Here is a 24,884-nt window from a genome sequence, read left to right as displayed (position 1 = left end):
ATGGCTTATAAGCGTCCCGTTTCGGTTCTGGTCGTTATCTACGCGCAGGACTCGAAACGGGTGCTGATGTTGCAGCGACGCGACGATCCTGAATTCTGGCAGTCGGTTACCGGCAGTGTGGAAGAGGGAGAGACTGCGTCGCAGGCCGCCATGCGCGAAGTAAAGGAAGAGGTCGCCATTGACGTTGCGGTTGAGCAACTGACCTTAATTGACTGTCAGCGCACGGTGGAGTTTGAGATTTTTTCTCATTTACGTCATCGCTATGCACCGGGTGTGTTGCGCAATACAGAATCCTGGTTCTGCCTTGCGTTGCCGCACGAGCGTCAGATCATTTTTAGTGAACATCTGGCCTACCAGTGGCTTGATGCGCCAGCTGCGGCGGCGCTCACCAAGTCATGGAGCAACCGGCAGGCGATTGAAGAATTTGTGATTAACATCGCCTGAGAGGGCGTGCTTTTTGAGGAAATATTTATGGCAGGTCATAGTAAATGGGCCAACACCAGACACCGTAAAGCGGCGCAGGATGCGAAGCGCGGCAAAATCTTCACCAAGATCATTCGTGAGCTGGTGACGGCGGCCAAACTGGGCGGCGGCGATCCGGATGCGAACCCGCGTCTGCGTGCGGCTGTCGACAAAGCGCTGGCGAACAACATGACCCGTGACACGCTGAACCGTGCAATCGCCCGCGGTGTGGGTGGTGATGATGATGCGAACATGGAAACCATCATCTATGAAGGTTATGGTCCTGGCGGCACGGCAGTGATGATTGAGTGTCTGTCTGACAACCGTAACCGTACCGTTGCCGAAGTGCGTCACGCCTTCAGCAAAACCGGGGGTAACCTGGGGACGGATGGTTCTGTTTCCTATCTGTTCAGCAAAAAAGGCGTTATCTCTTTCGAGAAAGGGGACGAAGACGCCATTATGGAAGCGGCGCTGGAAGCGGGTGCGGAAGACGTTGTGACCTTTGATGATGGCGCGATTGATGTCTACACGGCATGGGAAGAGATGGGTAAAGTGCGTGACGCACTGGAAGCCGCCGGTCTGAAAGCCGACAGCTCTGAAGTCTCGATGATCCCATCGACCAAAGCGGAAATGGATGCGGAAACCGCGCCAAAACTGTTGCGTCTGATCGACTTACTGGAAGACTGTGACGACGTGCAGGAAGTTTATCACAACGGTGAAATCTCTGATGAGGTTGCCGCGACATTAGAATGACCTGGCTTAATCCCGTTACAACCGGAGGCGCGTGATGTCCATCATTCTCGGTATTGATCCGGGCTCTCGCATCACCGGTTACGGCGTGATACGTCAGGTCGGCAGACAACTGACGTATCTTGGCAGCGGCTGCATTCGTACCAAAGTTGACGATCTTCCGTCGCGCCTTAAGCTGATTTATGCCGGCGTGACGGAAATTATCACCCAGTTTCAGCCCGACTACTTTGCCATCGAGCAGGTATTTATGGCGAAGAACGCCGATTCTGCGCTCAAACTGGGGCAGGCGCGCGGGGTGGCGATTGTGGCGGCGGTCAACCAGGAACTCCCTGTATTTGAGTACGCGGCACGACAGGTGAAGCAGACGGTGGTTGGCATTGGTAGTGCAGAGAAAAGTCAGGTGCAGCACATGGTGCGAACCTTGCTGAAACTGCCGGCCAATCCGCAGGCGGATGCGGCAGATGCGTTGGCCATCGCCATTACCCACTGCCACGTCAGCCAGAACGCGATGCAAATGAGCGAGTCGCGTCTCAATCTTGCGCGAGGTCGCTTGCGATAATGACAAATGAGGCTGGATATCTATCCAGCCTTTTTTTATGATACAGCTTTATTTTCGGCCCCAACGCAGGAGCGTAACGTGATTGGCAGACTCAGAGGCATCATTCTGGAAAAACAACCCCCGCTGGTGTTACTCGAAGTAGGCGGCGTCGGCTATGAAGTACATATGCCCATGACCTGTTTTTATGAGCTCCCGGAATCCGGAAAAGAAGCCGTTGTCTTCACCCATTTCGTGGTGCGTGAAGACGCGCAGTTGCTTTACGGCTTTAACAATAAACAAGAGCGCACGCTGTTTAAAGAGTTGATTAAAACCAATGGCGTGGGGCCAAAACTGGCGCTGGCGATCCTCTCCGGGATGTCCGCGCAGCAGTTTGTTAACGCCGTTGAGCGAGAAGACCCGGCCGCGCTGGTGAAACTGCCGGGCATCGGCAAAAAAACCGCTGAGCGACTGATTGTCGAAATGAAAGACCGCTTTAAAGGTCTGCATGGCGATCTCTTTACCCCAGCCGCCGATCTGGTCCTGACTTCGCCAGCAAGCCCGGCCACGGACGATGCCGAACAGGAAGCGGTTGCGGCGCTGGTAGCGCTGGGCTATAAACCACAGGAAGCCAGCCGTATGGTGAGTAAAATCGCTCGCCCGGATGCCAGCAGTGAAACACTGATCCGCGAAGCCCTGCGCGCCGCGTTATGAGGTAAAGGATGATAGAAGCAGATCGCCTGATTTCGGCAGGTGCTACTCTCACAGAAGAGGTCGCCGATCGCGCCATTCGCCCGAAATTACTCGAAGAGTACATCGGTCAACCGCAGGTGCGCTCGCAAATGGAGATATTCATCCAGGCGGCAAAACTGCGTGGCGATGCGCTCGATCACCTGCTGATTTTTGGTCCTCCCGGACTGGGGAAAACCACGCTTGCCAACATCGTTGCCAATGAAATGGGCGTCAATCTGCGCACGACGTCTGGTCCGGTGCTGGAAAAAGCGGGCGATCTGGCCGCGATGCTGACCAACCTTGAGCCGCACGATGTGCTGTTTATCGATGAGATCCATCGACTGTCGCCGGTAGTGGAAGAGGTACTCTATCCGGCGATGGAAGATTATCAACTGGATATTATGATTGGTGAAGGGCCGGCGGCGCGATCGATTAAAATCGATCTGCCGCCGTTTACGTTGATTGGCGCAACGACTCGCGCGGGGTCACTGACCTCACCGCTTCGCGATCGCTTCGGCATTGTGCAGCGTCTGGAGTTTTATCAGGTGCCGGATCTGCAGTACATCGTTGGGCGCAGTGCGCGCTTTATGGGGCTGGAAATGAGCGATGAAGGAGCGCTGGAAGTCGCGCGTCGCGCGCGGGGTACGCCACGTATCGCTAACCGTCTGCTCAGGCGCGTGCGGGATTTTGCCGAAGTGAAACATGATGGCACCATTTCCGCCGATATAGCCGCTCAGGCGCTGGATATGTTGAACGTTGATGCTGAAGGGTTTGATTACATGGACCGCAAGCTGTTGCTGGCGGTTATCGACAAATTCTTTGGCGGGCCGGTCGGGCTGGATAACCTGGCGGCAGCCATCGGCGAAGAGCGTGAAACGATTGAGGACGTACTGGAACCGTATCTGATTCAGCAAGGCTTTTTGCAGCGCACGCCGCGAGGAAGAATGGCGACAGTACGCGCCTGGAACCACTTTGGCATTACGCCGCCGGAAATGCCCTGAGCGGGGTGTCGGATGGCGATGCTGGCGCATCTTATCCGACCTACAAAAACCACGAAAATGTGCGAACTGCTGTGTGTCGGATGATGATGCTGGCGCATCTTATCCGACCTACAAAAACCACGAAAACGCGCGAACTGCTGTGTGTCGGATGGCGATGCTGGCGCATCTTATCCGACCTACAAAAACCACGAAAACATGTGAACTGCTGTGTGTCGGATGGCGATGCTGGCGCATCTTATCCGGCCTACAAAAACCACGAAAACATGCGAACTGCTGTGTGTCGGATGATGATGCTGGCGCATCTTATCCGACCTACAAAAACCACGAAAACGTGCGAACTGCTGTGTGTAGGATGACGATGCTGGTGCATCTTATCCGACCTACAAAAACCACGAAAACGTGCGAACTGCTGTGTGTAGGATGACGATGCTGGTGCATCTTATCCGACCTATAAAAACCACGAAAACGTGCGAACTGCTGTGTGTAGGATGACGATGCTGGTGCATCTTATCCGACCTACAAAAACCGCGAAAACATGCGAACTGCTGTGTGTCGGATGACGATGCTGGCGCATCTTATCCGACCTACAAAAACCACGAAGACGTGCGAACTGTAGGCCGGATAAGCGTAGCGTCATCCGGCATCCTTACTGGGTCTGCTTCTTCATCATGCTAAAAATAAACAGCACTGCCGCGCACAGTACCACTGACGGCCCCGCCGGGGTATCATAGAAGGCAGAGAAGGTCAGTCCGCCTGTAACCGCTATCATCCCAACCCCTACCGCAACGCCCGCCATCTGCTCCGGCGTACGGGCAAAACGACGCGCTGTGGCTGCCGGGATAATCAGCAATGAGGTAATGATCAGCGCCCCGACAAATTTCATCGCCACACCAATGGTTAACGCTGTTACCAGCATCAGTAAAAGCTTCACGCGCTGCAACTTCACGCCGTCAACAAACGCCAAATCGGGGCTGATGGTCATTGACAGCAGATTGCGCCATTGCCAGCCGAGGATTGCCAGCACGATCACCACGCCTGTCGCGATAGAAATCAGATCTTCCGGCGTAACCGCCAGCAGATCGCCAAACAGATAAGCCATTAGATCCACGCGAATATTTGACATCAGGCTGACCACGACCAGGCCCAGCGACAGCGCGCTGTGTGCCATAATGCCCAGCAACGTGTCGATGGCGAGGTGAGGGCGCTTCTCCAGCCATACCAGGCCTGCTGCCAGCATCAGCGTCACCGCAATGACTGCATAGAAAGGGTTCACATCCAGTAACAGGCCAAAGGCGACGCCAAGCAGTGACGCATGCGCCAGCGTATCGCCAAAATAAGACATTCGACGCCAGACGACAAACGAACCCAGCGGGCCCGCCGCACAGGCCAGCATGATCCCGGCTAACCAGCCAGGCAGCAATAATTCAATCATGAGTGACCATTTCCCCGGCGCAGCACGATACGACCCTGCAGGTCGTGGCGATGATTATGATGATGACGATAAATTCCCAGTTGCTCCGCGCCGCGGGGGCCGAACATCGAGATAAACTCCGGGTGCATGGAAACGATTTCAGGGGTTCCGGAACAGCAAATGTGGTGGTTCAGACACAGCACTTCGTCGGTTTTTGCCATCACCAGATGCAGGTCATGGGAGACCATCAGCACGGCGCAATCCAGCTCGCGACGTAGCTGATCGATAAGGTCATACAATGCGACCTGGCCGTTAACATCGACACCCTGGGTAGGTTCGTCCAGCACCAGCAATTGTGGCTGATTGAGAAGCGCGCGCGCTAACAGGACGCGCTGGGACTCGCCACCGGAAAGCTTTTGCATAGGCGCGTCAATCAGATGCCCGGCTTGCACGCGCTTGAGGGCGGGCAGGATGTCATCTTTCTTCGTCGCGGGGCGCAAACGTAAAAAACGGCTGACGGTAAGCGGCAGGGTGGTATCGAGATACAATTTCTGCGGAACGTAGCCAATTCGCAGTTTGCCGTTACGCTTGATCACCCCCTCATCGGGGGCTACCAGCCCGAGAACTACCCGAACCAGTGTTGACTTCCCGGCACCGTTTGGGCCGAGTAGCGTTAAAATTTTTCCGGGTCTCAGTTCGAGCGAAACGTCAGAAAGGACGCGGCGCTGACCGAAGGAGACCGAGACATTTTCCAGTGAAACCAAACTTGTCATGTTAATTTTAGTCTTGCAGATGCCATGGAATGTTATAATATCACATTTCTCATATTCATTACGATGATTGGTCGCATTATGTTACATAAAAATACGCTTCTTTTCGCTGCATTATCCGCCGCTCTTTGGGGCAGTGCAACACAGGCGGCAAATGCCGCTATCGTGGCATCTCTTAAGCCAGTAGGGTTTATTGCTTCTGCAATTGCTGATGGCGTCACGGATACACAAGTTCTCCTGCCGGATGGGGCATCCGAGCATGACTATTCATTACGTCCATCGGACGTAAAACGCTTACAGGGCGCGGACTTAGTTGTCTGGATTGGTCCGGAAATGGAAGCGTTTATGGAAAAGTCCCTCAGTAATATTCCCGAGACGAAACAGGTAACGATTGCGCAACTCAAAGATGTGAAACCGCTGCTCATGAAAGGGGCAGATGATGATGATGATGATCACGACCACAATCATGGGCACGCTGAAAAAGGTGACGCGCATCACCATCATGGTGATTACAACATGCATCTTTGGCTTTCCCCAGAGATAGCGCGGGCCTCAGCGGTTGCAATTCATGAAAAATTAGTGGAACTTATGCCGCAAAGTCGAGCCAAACTTGACGCCAACCTGAAGGATTTTGAGGCACAATTAGCCGCAACCGATAAGCAGGTTGGTAACGAGCTCGCACCGCTCAAGGGTAAAGGTTATTTCGTTTTTCATGACGCTTACGGCTATTACGAAAAACATTACGGACTCACTCCGCTGGGTCACTTCACCGTCAACCCTGAGATACAACCTGGTGCGCAGCGTTTACATGAAATAAGAACACAGTTGGTTGAGCAAAAAGCAACCTGCGTTTTTGCTGAGCCACAGTTCAGGCCAGCGGTCGTTGAAGCCGTTGCGAGAGGGACATCCGTTCGAATGGGAACGTTGGATCCCCTCGGGACAAACATCAAACTGGGTAAAACGAGCTATTCAGCATTCCTGAACCAACTAGCGAACCAGTATGCGAGCTGCCTGAAAGGAGATTAATGAGGACGTGAATACGTGCAACAGATAGCCCGCTCTGTCGCCCTGGCATTTAATAATCTGCCCAGACCCCATCGCGTTATGCTGGGGTCGCTGACTGTTCTGACACTGGCCGTCGCTGTATGGCGGCCTTACGTTTACCACCCGGAATCTACCCCCATTGTTAAAACGATCGAACTGGAGAAGAGCGAAATCCGTTCACTGCTTCCGGAGGCCAGCGAACCTATCGATCAGGCGGCACAGGAAGATGAAGCCATTCCTCAGGATGAGCTGGACGACAAAACCTCAGGGGAAGCGGGCGTTCATGAATATGTTGTTTCAACGGGCGATACTCTCAGCAGCATCCTGAATCAGTACGGCATTGATATGGGTGATATCGCTCAGCTTGCCGCGTCCGACAAAGAATTGCGTAATCTGAAAATTGGTCAACAGCTCTCCTGGACGTTGACTGCGGACGGTGATTTGCAGCGTCTGACGTGGGAAATGTCGCGACGTGAAACCCGTACCTATGACCGTACGGCAACAAACGCCTTTAAGATGAGTGCGGAAACGCAGCAGGGCGACTGGGTCAATAGCCTGATGAAAGGCACCGTCGGCAACAGTTTCGTGGCCAGTGCGAAAGAGGCCGGACTGACCAGCGCGGAAATCAGCACGGTGATCAAAGCGATGCAGTGGCAGATGGACTTCCGTAAGCTGAAAAAAGGCGATGAGTTCTCTGTGTTGATGTCCCGCGAAATGCTGGACGGCAAGCGCGAGCAGAGCCAGCTGTTGGGCGTGCGTCTGCGTTCTGAAGGGAAAGATTACTACGCTATCCGCGCCGAAGACGGTAAGTTCTACGACCGTAACGGTACCGGACTGGCGAAAGGTTTCCTGCGTTTCCCGACGGCGAAACAGTTCCGAATTTCATCTAACTTTAATCCGCGTCGAACCAACCCTGTCACCGGTCGTGTTGCACCGCATCGAGGAGTGGACTTTGCGATGCCGCAGGGCACGCCGGTGCTGTCAGTGGGTGATGGTGAAGTGGTTGTGGCGAAGCGCAGTGGGGCCGCCGGGTATTACGTGGCGGTTCGCCACGGCCGTACCTATACCACACGCTATATGCACCTGCGTAAGTTGCTGGTGAAACCAGGGCAGAAGGTCAAACGTGGCGATCGCATTGCGCTCTCCGGTAACACCGGACGTTCTACCGGCCCACATCTGCACTATGAAGTGTGGATCAACCAGCAGGCGGTTAACCCATTGACAGCGAAACTGCCGCGTACTGAAGGCCTGACCGGTAAAGATCGTACCGATTACCTGGCGCAGGTCAAAGAGGTTCTGCCGCAGTTACGCTTCGATTAATCATTCATGACGATAAAGCCGGTACGCAGCGCGCGTGCCGGCTTTTTTATTTTGTGCGCGGCAGGGTGCGCCGCTACACTATCATCAGATTTACTTTTCGCGTCATCAGGCACTGGATAAGCATGGAAACAAAAAAAAATAACATTGAGTACATCCCTGAGTTTGAGAAATCCTTTCGCCATCCGCGCTACTGGGGCGCATGGCTGGGCGTCGCGGCGATGGCGGGTATTGCCTTAACGCCTGCATCCTTTCGTGATCCACTGCTGGCGAAACTGGGCCGTTTTGCCGGAAAGTTGGGTAAAAGCTCGCGTCGCCGGGCGCTGATTAACTTATCTTTATGTTTTCCTGAACGTAGCGAAGCCGAACGTGAAGCGATCGTCGATGAAATGTTTTCGACCGCGCCGCAGGCGATGGCCATGATGGCGGAACTGGCGATTCGCGGCCCGGAGAAAATTCAGTCGCGCGTTGACTGGGAAGGTCTTGAGATCATTGAGGAGATGCGCCGTAACGATGAGAAGGTGATCTTTCTGGTGCCGCACGGCTGGGGCGTCGATATTCCGGCGATGTTAATGGCGTCTCAGGGCCAGAAGATGGCGGCAATGTTCCATAATCAGGGAAACCCGGTGTTTGATTATGTCTGGAACACGGTTCGTCGTCGCTTTGGTGGTCGCCTGCATGCGCGTAATGACGGCATCAAGCCGTTCATTCAGTCCGTTCGTCAGGGTTACTGGGGATATTATCTGCCCGATCAGGATCATGGTCCTGAGCACAGTGAGTTTGTTGATTTCTTTGCCACCTATAAGGCAACGCTGCCAGCCATTGGTCGGCTGATGAAAGTGTGCAGGGCGCGTGTGATCCCGCTGTTTCCGGTATACAACGGTGAAACCCACCGTCTGACCATTCAGGTGCGCCCGCCAATGGACGATCTACTGACCGCAGACGACAACACCATTGCTCGCCGAATGAATGAAGAGGTAGAAATTTTTGTTGGCCCGCATCCCGAGCAATATACCTGGATCCTGAAACTGTTAAAGACCCGCAAACCGGGGGAAATCCAACCGTATAAGCGCAAAGATCTTTATCCCATCAAATAAAAAAGGCCTCTCACATGAGAGGCCCTTTAACATCAGCAGAGGATTACTCGACGGTCAAAATACGCGTGGTATTGGTCGAACCGATGGTGCTCATCACATCGCCCTGGGTCACGATAACCAGGTCGCCGGAGACCAGGTAGCCTTTATCACGCAGCAGGTTCACCGCTTCGCTTGCCGCGACAACGCCTTCTGCTGCGCTGTCGAAATGCACTGGCGTGACGCCACGGTACAGCGACGTCAGGTTCAGCGTACGTTCATGACGGGACATGGCGAAAATCGGCAGACCGGAACTGATACGAGAGGTCATCAGCGCGGTACGACCAGACTCCGTCATGGTAATAATGGCGGTGACCCCTTTCAGGTGGTTTGCCGCATACATGGCGGACATCGCAATCGCTTCTTCAACATTGTCGAACTGCACGTCCAGACGGTGTTTAGAAACATTGATGCTCGGGATTTTTTCTGCGCCCAGGCAGACGCGAGCCATTGCCGCAACGGTCTCCGCCGGGTACTGGCCTGCGGCTGTTTCAGCTGACAGCATCACCGCGTCGGTCCCATCCAGCACGGCGTTCGCGACGTCCATTACTTCGGCGCGAGTTGGCATTGGGTTGGTGATCATCGACTCCATCATTTGGGTCGCGGTAATCACTGCACGGTTCAACTTACGTGCACGACGAATCAAGGTCTTCTGGATGCCGACCAGTTCCGGGTCGCCAATCTCAACCCCGAGGTCGCCACGTGCGACCATCACCACGTCAGAAGCCAGAATAATGTCATCCATCGCATTCTGATCGCAGACCGCTTCGGCACGCTCAACTTTTGCCACAATTTTGGCGTCGCAGCCTGCATCGCGTGCCAGACGGCGAGCGTAGTTCAGATCTTCTCCGCAGCGCGGGAAGGAGACGGCCAGATAGTCAACGCCAATCTGGGCGGCGGTTACGATATCGGCTTTATCTTTTTCGGTCAGGGCCTCAGCGGAGAGTCCGCCGCCCAGTTTGTTGATGCCTTTGTTGTTGGAAAGCGGGCCGCCCACGGTCACTTCCGTGAACACTTTCATGCCCTGAACTTCCAGCACTTTTAGCTGTACGCGTCCATCGTCGAGCAGCAGGATATCGCCAGGTACGACATCCGCCGGGAGACCTTTGTAGTCAATACCGACTTTTTCTTTGTCGCCTTCACCTTTACCCAGGTTGGCATCGAGGAGAAATTTGTCGCCGATATTGAGGAATACTTTGCCTTCTTTAAAGGTAGAGACGCGAATTTTTGGCCCCTGGAGGTCTCCCAGAATAGCCACGTGGCGTCCCAGTCTGGCAGCAATCTCACGAACTTTATCCGCACGCATTTTGTGATCTTCTGGCGAACCGTGAGAGAAATTCATTCGCACGACGTTAGCGCCAGCGGCGATAATCTTCTCAAGATTGTTATCGCGGTCGGTAGCCGGGCCTAATGTCGTAACGATTTTGGTTCTGCGAAGCCTTCTGGACATGTAATACTCCGTTGACTGAAACAACTAGGTGTTGCGTGAAAAATGATCCGGCAGTTCTGAAAACCTTTTCATAGCATAGCGAACAAAACCGGATGACGAAGTTAAGTCGAACTTATTATTGCTGTTAGCGGTCATTACTCTTGATGAGCAGTTCTTTATCAAAACGCGATTCCTTGAGCGCTTCTTTGACACGCTTCAAGTTATCTCTGAATTTTGCCCCACGGCGCAAAGTAAATCCCGTTGCCAGCACATCTATCACGGTCAATTGCGCAAGTCGAGAGACCATGGGCATATAAATGTCAGTATCTTCCGGCACATCGAGCGTAATTGCCAGCGTTGCTTCACGCGCCAGCGGCGTTCCGGCAGAGGTGAGTGCAATCACCATGGCATCGTTTTCACGTGCGAGCTGCGCCAGCTCGACCAGACTTTTGGTGCGGCCGGTATGTGAAATCAGTACCACCACGTCATCATCGCTACAATTCATACAGCTCATCCGTTGCAAAACAACGTCGTCTGAGTAAATCACCGGAACGTTGAAACGGAAAAATTTGTTCATGGCGTCGTGCGCGACCGCGGCGGAGGAGCCCAGCCCAAAGAACGCGATTTTCTTTGCCTGCGTCAGCAAATCTACCGCGCGATTGATTGCCGATTTGTCCAGCGACTGGCGAACGTGGTCAAGACTGGCCATCGCCGATTCGAAAATCTTCCCCGTATAGGATTCGACGCTGTCATCTTCATCCACATTACGATTAACATAAGGAGTACCATTTGCCAGACTTTGTGCCAGATGCAGTTTAAAATCAGGGAAACCGCGGGTTTCCATGCTACGACAAAAGCGATTCACCGTCGGTTCGCTGACGTTGGCTTCCTGCGCAAGCGTGGCAATACTGCAATGGATGGTCCGTTCAGGCGAGGCAATGATGACATCGGCGACTTTGCGTTCAGATTTGCTCAAATGTTCCAGTTGAGACTGGATCTTTTCCAGCATATTCATGATGTAGACTCAAGGATATGACGATTTCAGCGATACAAGAAATCGAGAGGCAATTTTGGTAGATAGTACCCCTGCTCGTCTGAGAAGGGGGCAAAATGGTCAGAAGAGTTGTTGTTTTTTTTCATAACATGATCAACATCGTGTTTTGACTCAACCTCAAGCATCGCAAACAGACGACGATTTTGACCATTTTGCGCCGTTAAGCGCCAATCGCACGGGGGGTTAAGCGTTTACGGTTTCCGGAATCTCGTAAAAGCAGTACAGTGCACTGTAATAAAATTACAAGTAATGCCTGGCAAAGTACCAGGATAGCTAACTAAGGAGAATGACATGGCGGTAACGCAAACAGCCCAGGCCTGTGACCTGGTCATTTTCGGCGCGAAAGGCGACCTTGCGCGTCGTAAATTGCTGCCTTCCCTGTATCAACTGGAAAAAGCCGGTCAGCTTAACCCGGATACCCGTATTATCGGGGTAGGCCGTGCCGACTGGGACAAAGAAGCCTATACGAAGGTGGTGCGCGAAGCGCTCGAAACCTTCATGAAAGAGAAAATTGATGAAGCGCTGTGGGACACCCTGAGCGCTCGCCTGGATTTCTGCAATCTGGATGTGAACGACACCGCGGCATTTACCCGTCTGGGGGAGATGCTTGACCAGAAAAATCGCACCACGATCAACTATTTCGCCATGCCGCCAAGCACCTTTGGCGCCATCTGTAAGGGACTGGGCGAAGCGAAACTGAATGCCAAACCGGCGCGCGTGGTGATGGAAAAACCGTTGGGTACCTCACTGGCGACGTCCCGTGAAATCAACGATCAGGTCGGTGAGTATTTTGAGGAGTGCCAGGTTTACCGTATTGACCACTATCTGGGGAAAGAGACGGTTCTCAACCTGCTGGCGCTGCGTTTTGCCAACTCTCTGTTTGTGAATAACTGGGATAACCGCACGATCGATCATGTGGAAATCACCGTGGCGGAAGAGGTGGGCATTGAAGGTCGCTGGGGCTATTTCGACCAGGCCGGCCAGATGCGTGACATGATCCAGAACCACCTGCTGCAAATTCTGTGCATGATTGCGATGTCGCCGCCGTCCGATCTGAGTGCCGATGCCATTCGTGATGAAAAAGTGAAGGTGCTGAAGTCGCTGCGTCGCATCGACCGCTCGAATGTCCGTGAAAAAACCGTTCGTGGTCAGTACACCACCGGCTTCGCGCAGGGCAAAAAAGTGCCGGGCTATCTTGAAGAAGAGGGCGCGAACAAGAGCAGTAACACCGAAACGTTTGTGGCGATCCGCGTGGACATTGATAACTGGCGCTGGGCGGGTGTGCCGTTCTACCTGCGTACCGGTAAGCGTCTGCCAACAAAATGCTCTGAGGTTGTGGTTTACTTCAAAACGCCTGAGCTGAACCTGTTTAAAGAGTCCTGGCAGGATCTGCCGCAGAACAAACTGACCATCCGTCTGCAGCCGGATGAAGGTGTGGATATCCAGGTTCTGAACAAAGTTCCGGGTCTTGACCACAAGCATAACCTGCAAATCACCAAGCTGGATCTGAGCTACTCCGAGACCTTCAACCAGACGCATCTGGCGGATGCTTACGAGCGTCTGTTGTTGGAAACCATGCGTGGCATCCAGGCGCTGTTTGTGCGTCGTGATGAAGTGGAAGAGGCGTGGAAGTGGGTCGACTCCATTACCGAAGCGTGGGCGATGGACAACGATGCGCCGAAGCCGTATCAGGCAGGCACCTGGGGACCGGTCGCCTCTGTGGCAATGATTACCCGTGATGGTCGTTCATGGAATGAATTTGAGTAAAAAATCGGCTACCACTTCTGTGTTATTTTACCGGTAACATGATCTAACACAGATTGTTGAACAATTTTTGCACTTTTAAGCCTCGCGTGGATTCACCCGCGAGGTTTTTTTTATTACACTGCCTGAAACGATTTTGCCCCTGAGCTCCGGTGAACAAGCGTTTTCTGTGTTTATACCCATAGTAAATTAACTTGCCAAACCCACAGCTCTGACAGATAAATTTCAGGAGCCTCTATGAATCCGAATTTGTTACGCGTAACACAACGTATTGTTGAACGTTCCCGCGAGACCCGTTCCGCCTACCTCGCTCGTATAGAACAGGCTAAATCCTCGACCGTTCATCGCTCACAACTGGCATGCGGTAATCTGGCGCACGGATTCGCGGCCTGCCAGCCAGAGGATAAAGCCTCACTAAAAAGCATGTTGCGTAACAATATCGCGATCATCACCTCCTACAACGATATGCTCTCCGCCCACCAGCCTTACGAACATTATCCGGACATCATTCGCAAAGCGCTGCATCAAGCCAATGCGGTCGGGCAGGTTGCGGGCGGCGTTCCGGCAATGTGCGACGGCGTGACTCAGGGGCAGGATGGTATGGAGCTTTCGCTGCTGAGCCGCGAAGTGATCGCAATGTCCGCTGCGGTAGGGTTGTCCCATAATATGTTTGACGGCGCGTTGTTCCTCGGCGTCTGCGACAAAATCGTCCCGGGCCTGGCGATGGCAGCACTGTCATTCGGTCATTTGCCTTCCGTCTTTGTGCCGTCAGGTCCGATGGCGAGTGGCCTGGCAAATAAAGAGAAAGTCCGTATTCGTCAACTCTATGCTGAAGGGAAAGTGGATCGCATGGCGCTGCTGGAATCCGAAGCGGCCTCCTACCATGCGCCTGGCACCTGCACGTTCTACGGTACCGCCAACACCAACCAGATGGTGGTGGAGTTCATGGGCATGCAACTACCGGGCTCGTCTTTTGTTCATCCGGATGCGCCGCTGCGTGAAGCGCTGACGGCGGCGGCGGCGCGCCAGGTGACGCGCCTGACCGGTAACGGTAACGAATGGATGCCGATCGGTAAAATGATTGATGAGAAAGTGGTGGTGAATGGGATTGTCGCGCTGCTGGCGACCGGCGGTTCCACGAACCACACTATGCACCTCGTGGCGATGGCCCGCGCGGCGGGTATCCAGATCAACTGGGATGACTTCTCTGATCTCTCTGACGTCGTGCCGCTGATGGCGCGTCTCTATCCTAACGGTCCGGCGGATATTAACCACTTCCAGGCCGCGGGCGGTGTTCCGGTCCTGATGCGTGAACTGCTGAAGGCGGGTCTGCTGCATGAAGATGTCAATACTGTGGCTGGCTTCGGTCTGAAGCGCTACACCCTGGAGCCATGGCTGAACAATGGCGAACTCGACTGGCGTGAAGGCGCAACCCAATCGCTGGACAACAGTGTGATTGCCTCCTTTGACCAGCCGTTCTCCCATCACGGCGGCACCAAAGTGCTGAGCGGTAATCTCGGGCGCGCAGTCATGAAAACGTCCGCTGTGCCGGTCGAGAATCAGGTGATTGAAGCGCCAGCCATTGTTTTTGAAAGTCAGCATGACGTTTTACCCGCCTTCGAAGCCGGCCTGCTGGACCGTGACTGCGTGGTTGTTGTGCGACATCAGGGGCCAAAAGCGAACGGAATGCCAGAATTACATAAACTCATGCCGCCACTTGGTGTATTATTGGACCGTCGTTTCAAAATTGCGTTGGTTACTGATGGTCGACTCTCCGGTGCGTCCGGTAAAGTGCCTTCAGCTATCCACGTTACTCCGGAGGCCTATGATGGCGGGCTGCTGGCAAAAGTACGCGATGGCGACATTATTCGGGTGAACGGACAGACAGGTGAATTGACGCTGCTGGTGGATGAGGCGGAGCTTGCCGCCCGCCAGCCGCATATCCCGGATCTGAGCGCATCGCGCATCGGAACGGGGCGTGAAATGTTTAGTGCGCTGCGTGAGAATTTATCCGGCGCGGAACAGGGCGCAACCTGTATTCATTTTTAAGGCATATTTTGTAATCAGGCGAGAGAAAAACTCTGATGAAAAACTGGAAAACAAGTGCAGAAGCAATCCTGACCACCGGCCCGGTTGTCCCGGTGATCGTAGTGAATAAACTGGAACATGCTGTGCCGATGGCAAAAGCGCTGGTTGCGGGCGGGGTGCGCGTACTGGAAGTAACGTTACGTACCGCCTGCGCGATGGATGCTATCCGTGCTATCGCCAAAGAAGTCCCGGAAGCGATCGTGGGTGCCGGTACGGTGCTTAATGCGCAGCAACTGGCAGAGGTCACTGCTGCCGGTGCGCAATTCGCTATCAGCCCCGGTCTGACCGAGCCGCTGCTGAAAGCGGCAACCGAAGGTACGATCCCGCTAATTCCGGGCATCAGCACCGTTTCTGAACTGATGCTGGGTATGGACTACGGTCTGAAAGAATTCAAATTCTTCCCGGCAGAAGCGAATGGCGGCACCAAAGCGCTGCAGGCCATTGCCGGTCCGTTCTCTCAGGTGCGTTTCTGCCCGACCGGCGGCATCTCTCCGGCTAACTACCGTGATTACCTGGCACTGAAGAGCGTGCTGTGCATCGGCGGTTCCTGGCTGGTGCCGAATGACGCGCTGGAAGCCGGTGATTACGATCGCATCACCCAACTGGCGCGCGAAGCGGTAGAAGGCGCGAAGCAGTAATCTACCCATGTGTAAGCCGTAGGCCCGATCAGGCGCGCTAGCGCCGCCATCGGGCTTTGCCGGATAGTGGCATGACTGCCTTAACCGGCCTGCGGCTGCTGTTGTTTACCCTGTCACTTTCACCTGCGCGGCGGCATTCTTCGCGCGTTCAATCGCTTCATCAACGCTGTCAGCCGTTGCCAGCGCCACACCCAGACGGCGCGTTCCCTCGATTTCCGGCTTGCCGAAAAAGCGCACCTGCAAACCCGCGCCGACGGCGGCCTCAACATTATCAAACGTCACGTCCTGACTGTTCAGTCGCGGTAAAATCACCGCAGAAGCGGCCGGACCATACTGACGAATGGCCCCCACGGGCAGTCCGAGAAAAGCGCGTACATGCAGGGCAAATTCGGACAGATCCTGAGAGATCAGCGTAACCATGCCGGTATCATGCGGGCGAGGGGAGACTTCGCTGAAGATAACCTCATCCCCGCAAACAAACAGCTCTACGCCAAACAGACCGTGACCACCCAGCGCTAACACCACTTTACGGGCAATCTCCTGCGCGCGTTCCAGCGCCAGCGCGCTCATCTGCTGCGGCTGCCAGGATTCACGATAATCGCCGTCTTCCTGACGATGACCCACCGGAGCACAGAAATGGACGCCATCGACAGCGCTGACGGTGAGCAGGGTGATTTCAAAATCAAACTTTACCACGCCTTCAACGATCACCCGACCGGCACCCGCGCGACCACCCTGTTGGGCATAGTCCCAGGCTTGCGCCAGCTGCGCTTCGGAACGAATAAAACTCTGCCCCTTACCGGACGAACTCATCACCGGTTTGACAATGCAGGGATAACCAATTTCAGCCACGGCGTCACGGAAAGTGGCTTCGCTATCGGCAAAACGGAAGGTCGAGGTGGGTAGCGCCAAATCTTCTGCTGCCAGACGGCGAATACCTTCACGGTTCATCGTCAGCTTTGTCGCGCGGGCGCAGGGCACAACGTTTAATCCTTCCTGTTCCAGTGTTACCAGCATATCGGTAGCGATGGCTTCAATTTCGGGCACGATATAGTGCGGTTGTTCCTGCTCAACCACGCGACGAAGCGCGTCACCATCCAGCATATTAATGACGTGTGAGCGATGCGCGACATGCATGGCCGGCGCGTCGGCATAGCGGTCCACCGCAATCACTTCGACACCGAGACGCTGGCACTCTATAGCCACTTCTTTACCCAGTTCGCCGGAACCCAATAACATCACCCGAGTTGCTGCCGGACGCAGCGCTGTGCCTAATAACGTCATGAATATATCCCCCAACAAATTTGGCCGCAGTATATACGAAAACGTTTGCGTCTGTCTTTATTGCCAGGTTGATTTCAATGGTAAAATAGAATATACTGTACATAAATACAGTAATATTGAGAGGCTGCATCATGGCGGTTGAAGTTAAATACGTAGTCATTCGGGAAGGTGAGGAAAAAATGTCATTTACCAGCAAAAAGGAAGCCGATGCGTATGACAAGATGCTGGATACGGCAGATCTGCTCGATACCTGGCTTGAACAGTCACCGTTAGCGCTGGAAGACGAACAGCGTGAAGCCCTGTCGTTGTGGCTGGCGGAACAAAAAGATGTGCTGAGCACCATCCTCAAAACCGGTAAGTTGCCTTCTCCGCAGGCCGTTGAGAATGACGCCTCTTCCGGGGACGATACGCAGGCAGCCTGAAGCTGACTTGCGCTCCTGACGTTTTGTACCATGCTTTTCCCTGTATCACTGTGCTATGGAGAAAGGGAAAGTATGAAAAGAACGGGCGTGTTAGCCTGCTTGCTGTTGTTATGCACCAGTGTATCGGTGTCGGCGGCAGGTACGGACAGTAAGACAGTTAAGTTCCTTAACTGTGAAGGTCTGGATACCGAGGGTATTGCAGCGAGCGTTAAGCGCGATTATCAGCAGAATCGCATTTCGCGTTGGGCCGACGATCAAAAGCATGTGGGGCAGGCCGACCCGGTGGCATGGGTTAATCCAAAAGAGATCACCGGTGGGGAGGGTAAGTGGGTGGTCCCGCTGACCGTGCGCGGAAAAAGTGCGGATATCCACTATCGGGTGACCGTGGACTGCAAAGCAGGTACCGCAACGTATCAGCCCTCCTGACGTAATATTTGCGCATCTTTTGTCGTAACAGACATTTCCTGACACCCCCTCGGGTACGCTTTGACAATTCATTGTCAGTACTTGAGGGGCAAAAATGGCTAACTGGCTAAATCAATTACAATCTCTTCTCGGACAAAACGGATCCTCTTCATCTGCTTCCGGTGAACAAGGCTTAAGTAAACTGCTGGTTCCCGGTGCGCTCGGCGGTCTGGCGGGATTACTGGTCGCCAACAAATCCTCACGCAAACTGCTCAGCAAATATGGCACCAGCGCGCTGCTGGTCGGCGGCGGTGCGGTGGCGGGGACGGTCTTGTGGAACAAGTATAAAGATAAAATCCGTGCGGCGCATCAGGGTGAACCGCAGTTCGGCGCACAGAGTACGCCGCTGGATGTGCGTACCGAACGGCTGATCCTCGCGCTGGTCTTTGCGGCGAAAAGCGACGGACATATCGATGCCAGTGAGCGGGCCGCAATCGAGCAGCAACTGCGTGAAGCCGGTGTAGAAGAGCAGGGACGCGTTTTCATTGAACAGGCGATTGAACAACCGCTCGACCCACAGCGCCTTGCGCAGGGGGTCCGCAACGAGGAAGAAGCGCTGGAGCTGTATTTCCTGAGCTGTGCGGCGATTGATATCGACCATTTTATGGAACGCAGTTATCTCAACGCGCTGGGCGATGCGCTGAAGATCCCCCAGGATGTCCGTGATGGCATTGAACAGGATCTGAAACAGCAAAAACAGGCATTACCTGGCTAACGAAATACCTCGCGCAGCATGTTTCGCTTGCATCATTCGTGACTTTTGCCACCCTTAGAGGATGTATAAAGACGAAAGAAACAGACACATGCTGCCAAAAGCAAATCGTATCCCCTATGCCATGACGGTCCATGGCGACACGCGCATTGATAACTACTACTGGCTGCGGGACGACACGCGCTCTCAGCCCGAGGTGCTTGACTACCTGCAACAGGAAAACCGCTACGGACATCAGGTTATGTCTACGCAGCAGGCATTGCAGGATCGCGTGCTAAAGGAAATTATCGATCGTATTTCTCCCCGTGATATTTCAGCGCCATACGTGAAGAACGGTTATCGCTATCGTCATATCTACGAGCCCGGGTGCGAATATGCCATTTATCAGCGCCAGTCGGCACTCAGTGAAGAGTGGGATGAGTGGGAAACGCTGATTGATGCCAACAAGCGGGCGGCGCACAGCGAATTTTATACGCTGGGCGGGTTTGCGATTACACCGGACAACAGCATTATGGCGCTCGCGGAAGATTATCTCTCGCGCCGCCAGTACGGGATCCGCTTTCGTCACCTGGAGAGTGGTAACTGGTATCCGGAGATGCTGGATAATGTGGCGCCAGAATTTGTCTGGGCGAATGATTCCCTGACCCTTTACTACGTCCGTAAACATGCCACGACGCTCTTACCTTATCAGGTCTGGCGTCATACCGTTGGCACGCCATCAGCCGAGGACGAGCTGATTTATGAAGAGAAAGACGACACCTTCTACGTCGGTCTGCACAAAACGACTTCCCAGCATTACATCGTCATTCATCTGTCGAGCGCAACGACCAGCGAGGTCCTGTTGCTGGATGCCGAAATGGCTGATGCTGAACCGCTCATTTTCCTGCCTCGCCGTAAAGACCACGAATACAGCCTGGATCACTATCAGCAAAAATTTTATCTGCGCTCTAATCGCGACGGAAAAAACTTCGGCTTATATCGCACCCGCGTGCGTGATGAAAAGAAGTGGGAAACGCTGATTCCGGCGCGAGAAAGCATCATGCTAGAAGGCTTTACACTTTTCACCGACTGGCTGGTGGTGGAAGAACGCCAGCGCGGGCTGACCAGCCTGCGGCAAATCAATCGCAAAACGCGGGAAGTGGTGGGGATTGCGTTTGATGATCCCGCCTATGTCACCTGGCTTGCGTACAATCCGGAGCCAGAAACGTCCCGTTTGCGTTATGGCTATTCGTCGATGACCACTCCCGATACTTTGTTTGAGCTGGATATGGACACTGGCGAGCGACGCGTCATCAAACAGACCGAAGTGGCGGGCTTTGATGCCAGCCAGTATCGTAGTGAACACCTGTGGATCACCGCCCGTGATGGCGTCGAGGTTCCGGTATCACTGGTTTATCACCAGAAATACTTCCGTAAGGGGCAAAATCCACTGCTGGTGTACGGCTATGGTTCCTATGGTTCCTGCATGGATGCCGATTTCAGCAGTAGCCGATTAAGTCTGCTGGATCGCGGATTCGTCTATGCCATTGTTCATGTGCGCGGCGGTGGAGAATTGGGCCAGCACTGGTACGAAGAGGGCAAGTTCCTCAAAAAACGTAACACTTTTAATGATTTTCTTGATGCCTGCGATGCGCTAATCGAGCAGGGGTACGGCTCGCCTTCACATCTGTACGCCATGGGCGGCAGCGCGGGTGGAATGTTAATGGGCGTGGCCATCAATGAGCGTCCCGACCTGTTTCATGGGGTGATTGCCCAGGTGCCTTTTGTTGATGTCGTGACGACCATGCTGGATGAGTCGATTCCGCTGACGACCGGGGAGTTTGAGGAGTGGGGGAATCCCAAAGATCCGCAGTATTACACTTACATGAAAAGCTACAGCCCGTACGATAACGTCATCGCGCAGGCCTACCCGCATCTTCTGGTGACCACGGGGCTACATGACTCACAGGTTCAGTACTGGGAACCCGCAAAATGGGTGGCAAAATTGCGCGAACTGAAGACCGATGACAACCTGCTGTTGCTTTGCACTGACATGGATTCCGGGCATGGCGGTAAATCGGGTCGTTTTAAATCGTATGAGGGCGTCGCGCTGGAATTTGCATTTTTGATTGCCCTGGCGCAGGGAACATTGCCAGGGCAGGGGCAACACTACGCGTTATCCAGATAATGTTTCAGCGTTAAGCGCAGCTCCGGGCTCATACTGTCCAGATTATTGAATAACCAGCGCAGGTAGCCCGGATCGCGTTCAGCCACTTCCGATACCGCTTTTCCACGATATTTCCCGAAGGTGAAGGTGGACAATAGCGCCGGGCGGCCGGTGATATCGGCCATCTGTTCCGCCGACCAGCCGGAGGTGTTCATAATATCGATGAGCAGCGCGGCGGTGATGTAGCAATCATATAAAGCACGGTGGTGATGCAGTCCCGCTGGGGTCTGTACATTCAACTTACGTGACTTATACAGCGCCATGTTGCTGTATTTAATTCCCGGCCAGAGTCGACGGGAGAGCTTCATGGTGCAAATCCACTCACCGGGCATGTCGGGGAGCACACGGCGGTCAAAACTGGCATTGTGTGCCACGTACCATTCGCTGCCGTAATAATGCGGGATGACCTCTTCGATCCACGGCTTATCGGCTACCATCGCTTCGGTAATACGATGAATGGCCATCGCCTGCGGTGAAATAGGGCGATCAGGACGTACCAGATGACTCATGGGATTGACAATTTTACCGTCAACCACATCGACAGAGGCGATCTCCACAATCCCGCCCTGCAGGCCACAGGTCTCTGTATCGATGATGCGCAGCATGTAACACTCCTGACCGAAAACGATTAGCGTAATGGAATGATATCACCTTGCCAACCCTGTGCCGTGCGCTGTCCCGTTAATAACAGCGAACCGCAGTCGGCGCGGACAATCAACTGCCCGTTTTCATCCCATAATGCGCTACTTCCCCGCGCATTGGCCATCAAAACCGCAATCGCAAATTTATGTGAGAAGCGCTGTAATCGCGAGGTAGAGCTTAGCAACTCGGGTTCTCCCACACTCTGGCTGGTGGTAAAGAGAGAATACTCAGGAGCCAGATCGAGCGCATCCGGCTGTTCATCCACCACACTGATGGTTTTCAAATCTTCGCCAAGACAGGCACCGTGGCTATGATGAAACATGCGCGGCGCGGTCATTCCCGGCGCAAAGACGGCGATTCCTTTAACAAACCGGTTGTTATGTTCGACCGGCAGACCCGCAATGATCGTCATGCGATGCGTCGTTGCAGCATAAGACAACGGCTGTAACAGGCTCGGATCCGGCGGCGCGGGCAATGATTGTGGGTCGTTGATACAACCGAGTAAGGAGAGTGAGGGAAAAACCAGGAGTTCGCATTTTTGCCGGGCTGCCGCGTTTATGAAATTGAGATGGTGAGCTATGTGTGCATCAAACGAGGCTTTTAGTGGTTCGTACTGCGCGGCAGCTATTTTCCAGAGTGACATAATGACTTCCTTTTCATAGTGTCTACAATCGTCCTTAAATCATAGAATAAGAATCGACTTATACTGTAGCAGGCAATATGTAAGGATATGTAACTTTACATCAAAGATGTTATTTCGGTTTTGGCTCGTAGGGTAGACGTGACAATGATACGGAGGCCAGTCGATGGGCGATCAGACGTTCGCGAAACCATTCACGCAGGTGTTCAGGTTGTTCGCGCTCTACCACTTCGGCGACGACAGGCATGTTGTAGCGCTCTTTAAACGCCACGCCGGCGGCGGCCAGGTCCACGTTTACCTTGTCCATCTCCGCTTGCTCAAGTTGAGCCAGATTTTTATGCATGGGCTTCTCCTCCTGTTTAGCGCGCAAAAGTTACTAAGAGTCCGCCATAATGGCAAGCCGCAATTGATGATTCTCGACTCGAACATTATAGAAGGTTATCCTCTAAAAATAAGGCATAACAAAAAGGAATAGTTAATATGGTTTCTCCTGCACGTACTGTTCGCAATACGCTCCTTCTCCTCGCATCCGTTCTGGCAGCCCCGACGGTGTGGGCGCATGCGCATTTGACACATCAATATCCGGCCGCTGATGCTGAGGTGTCTGCCGCACCGCAGGCGCTGACCCTCAATTTCTCTGAAGGTATCGAGCCCGGATTCAGCGGGGCGACGATTACTGGTCCAAAACAAGAGGGAATTAAAACCCGGCCGGCAAAACGTAACGAGCAGGATAAGAAGCAACTGATCGTTCCGCTTGATGAAGCACTGAAGCCGGGTCAATACACGGTGAACTGGCACGTGGTTTCCGTCGATGGACACAAAACCAAAGGGCAGTACACCTTTAGCGTGAGATAAACATGCTGACGCTGACCTGGGTTTCACTCCGTTTCATCCATTTTACCGCTCTGATGCTGGTGTTCGGCTCTGCGCTCTACGGGGCGTGGTTAGCGCCGGCATCTGTCCGCCGTTTGATGAGCAGACGCTTCCTGCGCCTGCAACAACATGCTGCGCTATGGAGTTTTCTGAGTGCGTTACTGATGCTGGCGATCCAGGCGGGGCTCATGGGCTCCGGCTGGCAGGATGTTATCTCCATGTCTGTCTGGAGAGCGGTGTTACAAACTCAATTTGGCGGAGTGTGGCTCTGGCAGATCGTTCTGGCGCTGGTGACACTAATTGCCGCACTGCTGATGCCGCGCAATTTATCGCGACTCTTCGTGCTCTTAACCCTCGCGCAGTTTGCGCTGCTGACGGGGATTGGACATGCCACACTGCACACGGGCGTTATCGGTGCGCTGCAGCAGACAAACCATGCGCTGCATCTGATTTGCGCCGCAGCCTGGTTTGGTGGCCTGTTACCGGTGATTTATTGCATGCGCATAGCGAGAGGACGTTGGCAGCAGCAGGCGGTTTACACCCTGATGCGTTTTTCCCGCTATGGGCATCTTGCCGTAGCAGGTGTTTTGCTCACCGGTATTGCCAATATGCTGTTTATCCAGGGCGTTGCACTTCCGTGGCGAACAGCCTGGGGGCAACTGCTTTTGCTAAAATGTGCACTTGTCCTGCTAATGGTGGCAATCGCACTGGTGAATCGGTATCTTCTCGTACCACGTATGCGGCAGGAGAACCGCCGCGTTACGGTGTATTTTATTTGGATGACGAAGATCGAATGGGGAATTGGCGCCGTTGTGCTGGCAATCGTCAGCGTATTTGCGACGCTGGAACCATTCTGAGGGACAGGCAAAATTCATGAAAAAAATGATTCTCTCTGTGTTGCTTCTGACCAGTTCAGGGGTTGCGATGGCGGCGCCACAGGTCATCACCGTGAGCCGCTTTGAAATCGGCAAAGATAAGTGGGCGTTCAATCGCGAAGAGGTGATGCTGACCTGTCGACCGGGGAACGCGCTGTATGTGATTAACCCCAGCACGCTTGTTCAGTATCCGTTAAACGATGTGGCGCAGCAGCAAGTGGCCAGCGGCAAAACAACCGCGCAACCCATATCGGTGATTCAGATTGACGATCCGGCAAATCCGGGGGAAAAAATGAGCCTGGCGCCGTTTATCGAACGCGCGGAAAAGCTCTGTTAATATCCAAAAACTCTCTCTGCTTTCCAATAAAAAACCGCAAGCATCCTGAAGATGATCTTGCGGTTTTTGCATTTCAGCCGGTGACAATCGCCTTTTTTCCAGCCACATTCGTCGTGGACTGGAAAAGCTGGCGTCGTCATCTATTCTTAAAGGGCAAGGCGACTTAGCCTGCATTAATGCCAACTTTTAGCGCACGGCTCTCTCCCAAGAGCCATTTCCCTGGACCGAATACAGGAATCGTATTCGGTCTCTTTTTATCGGTCTTTAATTTCAGACACTTAAGGCTCCATGTCCGAAAAT

26 protein-coding genes are annotated in these 24,884 nt (G+C 53.7%); 18 read left to right on the top strand and 8 right to left on the bottom strand.

The window, feature by feature from the left end; genetic code table 11:
* From nudB to ruvB, 5 genes are all read left to right on the top strand, one after another.
* Positions 1-444 carry a dihydroneopterin triphosphate diphosphatase gene (gene nudB, locus QNN88_RS02135; RefSeq protein ID WP_414238771.1) on the top strand — a complete coding sequence of 148 codons (444 nt, stop codon included), beginning with the start codon at positions 1-3 and terminating at the stop codon, positions 442-444.
* A 27-nt stretch (positions 445-471) separates the two neighbouring features.
* Positions 472-1,215: a YebC/PmpR family DNA-binding transcriptional regulator gene (locus QNN88_RS02130; RefSeq protein ID WP_414238770.1), complete on the top strand. Its 744-nt coding sequence runs from the start codon at positions 472-474 to the stop codon at positions 1,213-1,215.
* Between the two features lie 34 nt (positions 1,216-1,249).
* A complete protein-coding gene (ruvC, locus tag QNN88_RS02125; RefSeq protein WP_000022509.1) occupies positions 1,250-1,771 on the top strand; it encodes a crossover junction endodeoxyribonuclease RuvC in 522 nt (173 codons plus the stop codon).
* Between the two features lie 78 nt (positions 1,772-1,849).
* Complete coding sequence (gene ruvA, locus QNN88_RS02120; protein ID WP_042318413.1) at positions 1,850-2,461, top strand: Holliday junction branch migration protein RuvA; 612 nt, start codon at positions 1,850-1,852, stop codon at positions 2,459-2,461.
* Between the two features lie 8 nt (positions 2,462-2,469).
* Positions 2,470-3,480, top strand: coding sequence for a Holliday junction branch migration DNA helicase RuvB (gene ruvB / locus QNN88_RS02115; RefSeq protein WP_414238769.1), 1,011 nt, complete (start codon positions 2,470-2,472; stop codon positions 3,478-3,480).
* A gap of 646 nt (positions 3,481-4,126) precedes the next feature.
* On the opposite strand, the gene znuB is transcribed toward ruvB, so the two are convergent.
* The gene (znuB, locus tag QNN88_RS02110) at positions 4,127-4,912 is read right to left on the bottom strand and encodes a zinc ABC transporter permease subunit ZnuB (protein ID WP_414238768.1); all 786 of its coding nucleotides are present in this window, start codon (positions 4,910-4,912) and stop codon (positions 4,127-4,129) included.
* Positions 4,909-5,664 (bottom strand): zinc ABC transporter ATP-binding protein ZnuC, encoded by a 756-nt coding sequence (gene znuC / locus QNN88_RS02105; RefSeq protein WP_414238767.1) that lies wholly within the window; start codon positions 5,662-5,664, stop codon positions 4,909-4,911. The genes znuB and znuC overlap by 4 nt, the downstream gene beginning before the upstream one ends.
* A gap of 78 nt (positions 5,665-5,742) precedes the next feature.
* Between znuC and znuA the strand changes: the two genes are divergently transcribed.
* The 3 genes from znuA (at position 5,743) to lpxM (ending at position 9,119) form a co-directional block, all read left to right on the top strand.
* A complete protein-coding gene (znuA, locus tag QNN88_RS02100) occupies positions 5,743-6,687 on the top strand; it encodes a zinc ABC transporter substrate-binding protein ZnuA (RefSeq protein WP_414238766.1) in 945 nt (314 codons plus the stop codon).
* Positions 6,688-6,702: 15 nt separating this feature from the next.
* The gene (gene mepM, locus QNN88_RS02095) at positions 6,703-8,025 is read left to right on the top strand and encodes a murein DD-endopeptidase MepM (protein ID WP_414238765.1); all 1,323 of its coding nucleotides are present in this window, start codon (positions 6,703-6,705) and stop codon (positions 8,023-8,025) included.
* Between the two features lie 122 nt (positions 8,026-8,147).
* On the top strand, positions 8,148-9,119 hold the full coding sequence (gene lpxM, locus QNN88_RS02090) for a lauroyl-Kdo(2)-lipid IV(A) myristoyltransferase (RefSeq protein ID WP_414238764.1): 972 nt from the start codon (positions 8,148-8,150) through the stop codon (positions 9,117-9,119).
* Between the two features lie 43 nt (positions 9,120-9,162).
* Here lpxM and pyk read toward each other — a convergent pair whose 3' ends face one another.
* Together pyk and QNN88_RS02080 are read right to left on the bottom strand one after the other, a co-directional pair.
* Entirely contained in the window at positions 9,163-10,605 is a 1,443-nt protein-coding gene (gene pyk, locus QNN88_RS02085) for a pyruvate kinase (protein WP_414238763.1), read from the bottom strand.
* Positions 10,606-10,729: 124 nt separating this feature from the next.
* Complete coding sequence (locus tag QNN88_RS02080) at positions 10,730-11,599, bottom strand: MurR/RpiR family transcriptional regulator (RefSeq protein WP_414238762.1); 870 nt, start codon at positions 11,597-11,599, stop codon at positions 10,730-10,732.
* A 330-nt stretch (positions 11,600-11,929) separates the two neighbouring features.
* On the opposite strand from QNN88_RS02080, the gene zwf reads away from it, so the two are divergent.
* The 3 genes from zwf to kdgA all read left to right on the top strand — a co-directional run bounded on the left by zwf (position 11,930) and on the right by kdgA (position 16,128).
* Positions 11,930-13,405: a glucose-6-phosphate dehydrogenase gene (gene zwf / locus QNN88_RS02075; RefSeq protein ID WP_414238761.1), complete on the top strand. Its 1,476-nt coding sequence runs from the start codon at positions 11,930-11,932 to the stop codon at positions 13,403-13,405.
* Positions 13,406-13,639: 234 nt separating this feature from the next.
* Positions 13,640-15,451 carry a phosphogluconate dehydratase gene (gene edd / locus QNN88_RS02070; RefSeq protein WP_414238760.1) on the top strand — a complete coding sequence of 604 codons (1,812 nt, stop codon included), beginning with the start codon at positions 13,640-13,642 and terminating at the stop codon, positions 15,449-15,451.
* Between the two features lie 35 nt (positions 15,452-15,486).
* Complete coding sequence (gene kdgA, locus QNN88_RS02065; RefSeq protein ID WP_414238759.1) at positions 15,487-16,128, top strand: bifunctional 4-hydroxy-2-oxoglutarate aldolase/2-dehydro-3-deoxy-phosphogluconate aldolase; 642 nt, start codon at positions 15,487-15,489, stop codon at positions 16,126-16,128.
* A gap of 105 nt (positions 16,129-16,233) precedes the next feature.
* On the opposite strand, the gene purT is transcribed toward kdgA, so the two are convergent.
* Entirely contained in the window at positions 16,234-17,412 is a 1,179-nt protein-coding gene (purT, locus tag QNN88_RS02060) for a formate-dependent phosphoribosylglycinamide formyltransferase (RefSeq protein WP_414238758.1), read from the bottom strand.
* A gap of 131 nt (positions 17,413-17,543) precedes the next feature.
* Here purT and yebG point away from each other — a divergent pair, with 131 nt between their 5' ends.
* The 4 genes from yebG (at position 17,544) to ptrB (ending at position 21,178) form a co-directional block, all read left to right on the top strand.
* Positions 17,544-17,834: a DNA damage-inducible protein YebG gene (gene yebG / locus QNN88_RS02055; protein ID WP_414238757.1), complete on the top strand. Its 291-nt coding sequence runs from the start codon at positions 17,544-17,546 to the stop codon at positions 17,832-17,834.
* 72 nt (positions 17,835-17,906) lie between these two features.
* Positions 17,907-18,260, top strand: a complete 354-nt coding sequence (gene yebF, locus QNN88_RS02050) for a protein YebF (RefSeq protein ID WP_414238756.1) — start codon at positions 17,907-17,909, stop codon at positions 18,258-18,260.
* Between the two features lie 94 nt (positions 18,261-18,354).
* Positions 18,355-19,014: a tellurite resistance TerB family protein gene (locus QNN88_RS02045; protein WP_414238755.1), complete on the top strand. Its 660-nt coding sequence runs from the start codon at positions 18,355-18,357 to the stop codon at positions 19,012-19,014.
* Between the two features lie 88 nt (positions 19,015-19,102).
* Positions 19,103-21,178 carry an oligopeptidase B gene (gene ptrB / locus QNN88_RS02040; RefSeq protein ID WP_414238754.1) on the top strand — a complete coding sequence of 692 codons (2,076 nt, stop codon included), beginning with the start codon at positions 19,103-19,105 and terminating at the stop codon, positions 21,176-21,178.
* On the opposite strand, the gene exoX is transcribed toward ptrB, so the two are convergent.
* The 3 genes from exoX to QNN88_RS02025 all read right to left on the bottom strand — a co-directional run bounded on the left by exoX (position 21,160) and on the right by QNN88_RS02025 (position 22,842).
* Positions 21,160-21,822, bottom strand: coding sequence for an exodeoxyribonuclease X (exoX, locus tag QNN88_RS02035; protein ID WP_414238753.1), 663 nt, complete (start codon positions 21,820-21,822; stop codon positions 21,160-21,162). The genes ptrB and exoX overlap by 19 nt on opposite strands.
* A 23-nt stretch (positions 21,823-21,845) precedes the next feature.
* Positions 21,846-22,502 (bottom strand): carbon-nitrogen hydrolase family protein, encoded by a 657-nt coding sequence (locus tag QNN88_RS02030; protein WP_414238752.1) that lies wholly within the window; start codon positions 22,500-22,502, stop codon positions 21,846-21,848.
* Between the two features lie 109 nt (positions 22,503-22,611).
* Positions 22,612-22,842, bottom strand: coding sequence for a DNA polymerase III subunit theta (locus QNN88_RS02025; RefSeq protein ID WP_181680746.1), 231 nt, complete (start codon positions 22,840-22,842; stop codon positions 22,612-22,614).
* 137 nt (positions 22,843-22,979) lie between these two features.
* Here QNN88_RS02025 and yobA point away from each other — a divergent pair, with 137 nt between their 5' ends.
* The 3 genes from yobA to QNN88_RS02010 are packed head-to-tail and all read left to right on the top strand — an operon-like array spanning position 22,980 to position 24,584.
* The gene (yobA, locus tag QNN88_RS02020) at positions 22,980-23,354 is read left to right on the top strand and encodes a CopC domain-containing protein YobA (RefSeq protein WP_414238751.1); all 375 of its coding nucleotides are present in this window, start codon (positions 22,980-22,982) and stop codon (positions 23,352-23,354) included.
* Positions 23,355-23,356: 2 nt separating this feature from the next.
* A complete protein-coding gene (gene copD / locus QNN88_RS02015; protein WP_414238750.1) occupies positions 23,357-24,229 on the top strand; it encodes a copper homeostasis membrane protein CopD in 873 nt (290 codons plus the stop codon).
* Positions 24,230-24,245: 16 nt separating this feature from the next.
* Positions 24,246-24,584 (top strand): YebY family protein, encoded by a 339-nt coding sequence (locus tag QNN88_RS02010; protein ID WP_414238749.1) that lies wholly within the window; start codon positions 24,246-24,248, stop codon positions 24,582-24,584.
* The last annotated feature ends 300 nt before the right edge of the window (positions 24,585-24,884 follow it).

The organism is Citrobacter sp. ANG330, from assembly GCF_047467925.1.
GTDB classification, from domain to species: domain Bacteria; phylum Pseudomonadota; class Gammaproteobacteria; order Enterobacterales; family Enterobacteriaceae; genus Citrobacter_A; species Citrobacter_A amalonaticus_G.
Note: the sequence above shows the minus strand (reverse complement) of the source record. Positions and strands in the feature narration are given on the sequence as shown.

Coding starts and splice junctions, on each gene's coding strand:
- nudB (WP_414238771.1), top strand. CDS start 1: ATGGCTTATAAGCGTCCCGTTTCGGTTCTGGTCGTTATCTACGCGCAG.
- QNN88_RS02130 (WP_414238770.1), top strand. CDS start 472: ATGGCAGGTCATAGTAAATGGGCCAACACCAGACACCGTAAAGCGGCG.
- ruvC (WP_000022509.1), top strand. CDS start 1,250: ATGTCCATCATTCTCGGTATTGATCCGGGCTCTCGCATCACCGGTTAC.
- ruvB (WP_414238769.1), top strand. CDS start 2,470: ATGATAGAAGCAGATCGCCTGATTTCGGCAGGTGCTACTCTCACAGAA.
- znuB (WP_414238768.1), bottom strand. CDS start 4,912: ATGATTGAATTATTGCTGCCTGGCTGGTTAGCCGGGATCATGCTGGCC.
- znuC (WP_414238767.1), bottom strand. CDS start 5,664: ATGACAAGTTTGGTTTCACTGGAAAATGTCTCGGTCTCCTTCGGTCAG.
- znuA (WP_414238766.1), top strand. CDS start 5,743: ATGTTACATAAAAATACGCTTCTTTTCGCTGCATTATCCGCCGCTCTT.
- lpxM (WP_414238764.1), top strand. CDS start 8,148: ATGGAAACAAAAAAAAATAACATTGAGTACATCCCTGAGTTTGAGAAA.
- pyk (WP_414238763.1), bottom strand. CDS start 10,605: ATGTCCAGAAGGCTTCGCAGAACCAAAATCGTTACGACATTAGGCCCG.
- QNN88_RS02080 (WP_414238762.1), bottom strand. CDS start 11,599: ATGAATATGCTGGAAAAGATCCAGTCTCAACTGGAACATTTGAGCAAA.
- zwf (WP_414238761.1), top strand. CDS start 11,930: ATGGCGGTAACGCAAACAGCCCAGGCCTGTGACCTGGTCATTTTCGGC.
- edd (WP_414238760.1), top strand. CDS start 13,640: ATGAATCCGAATTTGTTACGCGTAACACAACGTATTGTTGAACGTTCC.
- kdgA (WP_414238759.1), top strand. CDS start 15,487: ATGAAAAACTGGAAAACAAGTGCAGAAGCAATCCTGACCACCGGCCCG.
- purT (WP_414238758.1), bottom strand. CDS start 17,412: ATGACGTTATTAGGCACAGCGCTGCGTCCGGCAGCAACTCGGGTGATG.
- yebG (WP_414238757.1), top strand. CDS start 17,544: ATGGCGGTTGAAGTTAAATACGTAGTCATTCGGGAAGGTGAGGAAAAA.
- yebF (WP_414238756.1), top strand. CDS start 17,907: ATGAAAAGAACGGGCGTGTTAGCCTGCTTGCTGTTGTTATGCACCAGT.
- QNN88_RS02045 (WP_414238755.1), top strand. CDS start 18,355: ATGGCTAACTGGCTAAATCAATTACAATCTCTTCTCGGACAAAACGGA.
- ptrB (WP_414238754.1), top strand. CDS start 19,103: ATGCTGCCAAAAGCAAATCGTATCCCCTATGCCATGACGGTCCATGGC.
- exoX (WP_414238753.1), bottom strand. CDS start 21,822: ATGCTGCGCATCATCGATACAGAGACCTGTGGCCTGCAGGGCGGGATT.
- QNN88_RS02030 (WP_414238752.1), bottom strand. CDS start 22,502: ATGTCACTCTGGAAAATAGCTGCCGCGCAGTACGAACCACTAAAAGCC.
- QNN88_RS02025 (WP_181680746.1), bottom strand. CDS start 22,842: ATGCATAAAAATCTGGCTCAACTTGAGCAAGCGGAGATGGACAAGGTA.
- yobA (WP_414238751.1), top strand. CDS start 22,980: ATGGTTTCTCCTGCACGTACTGTTCGCAATACGCTCCTTCTCCTCGCA.
- copD (WP_414238750.1), top strand. CDS start 23,357: ATGCTGACGCTGACCTGGGTTTCACTCCGTTTCATCCATTTTACCGCT.
- QNN88_RS02010 (WP_414238749.1), top strand. CDS start 24,246: ATGAAAAAAATGATTCTCTCTGTGTTGCTTCTGACCAGTTCAGGGGTT.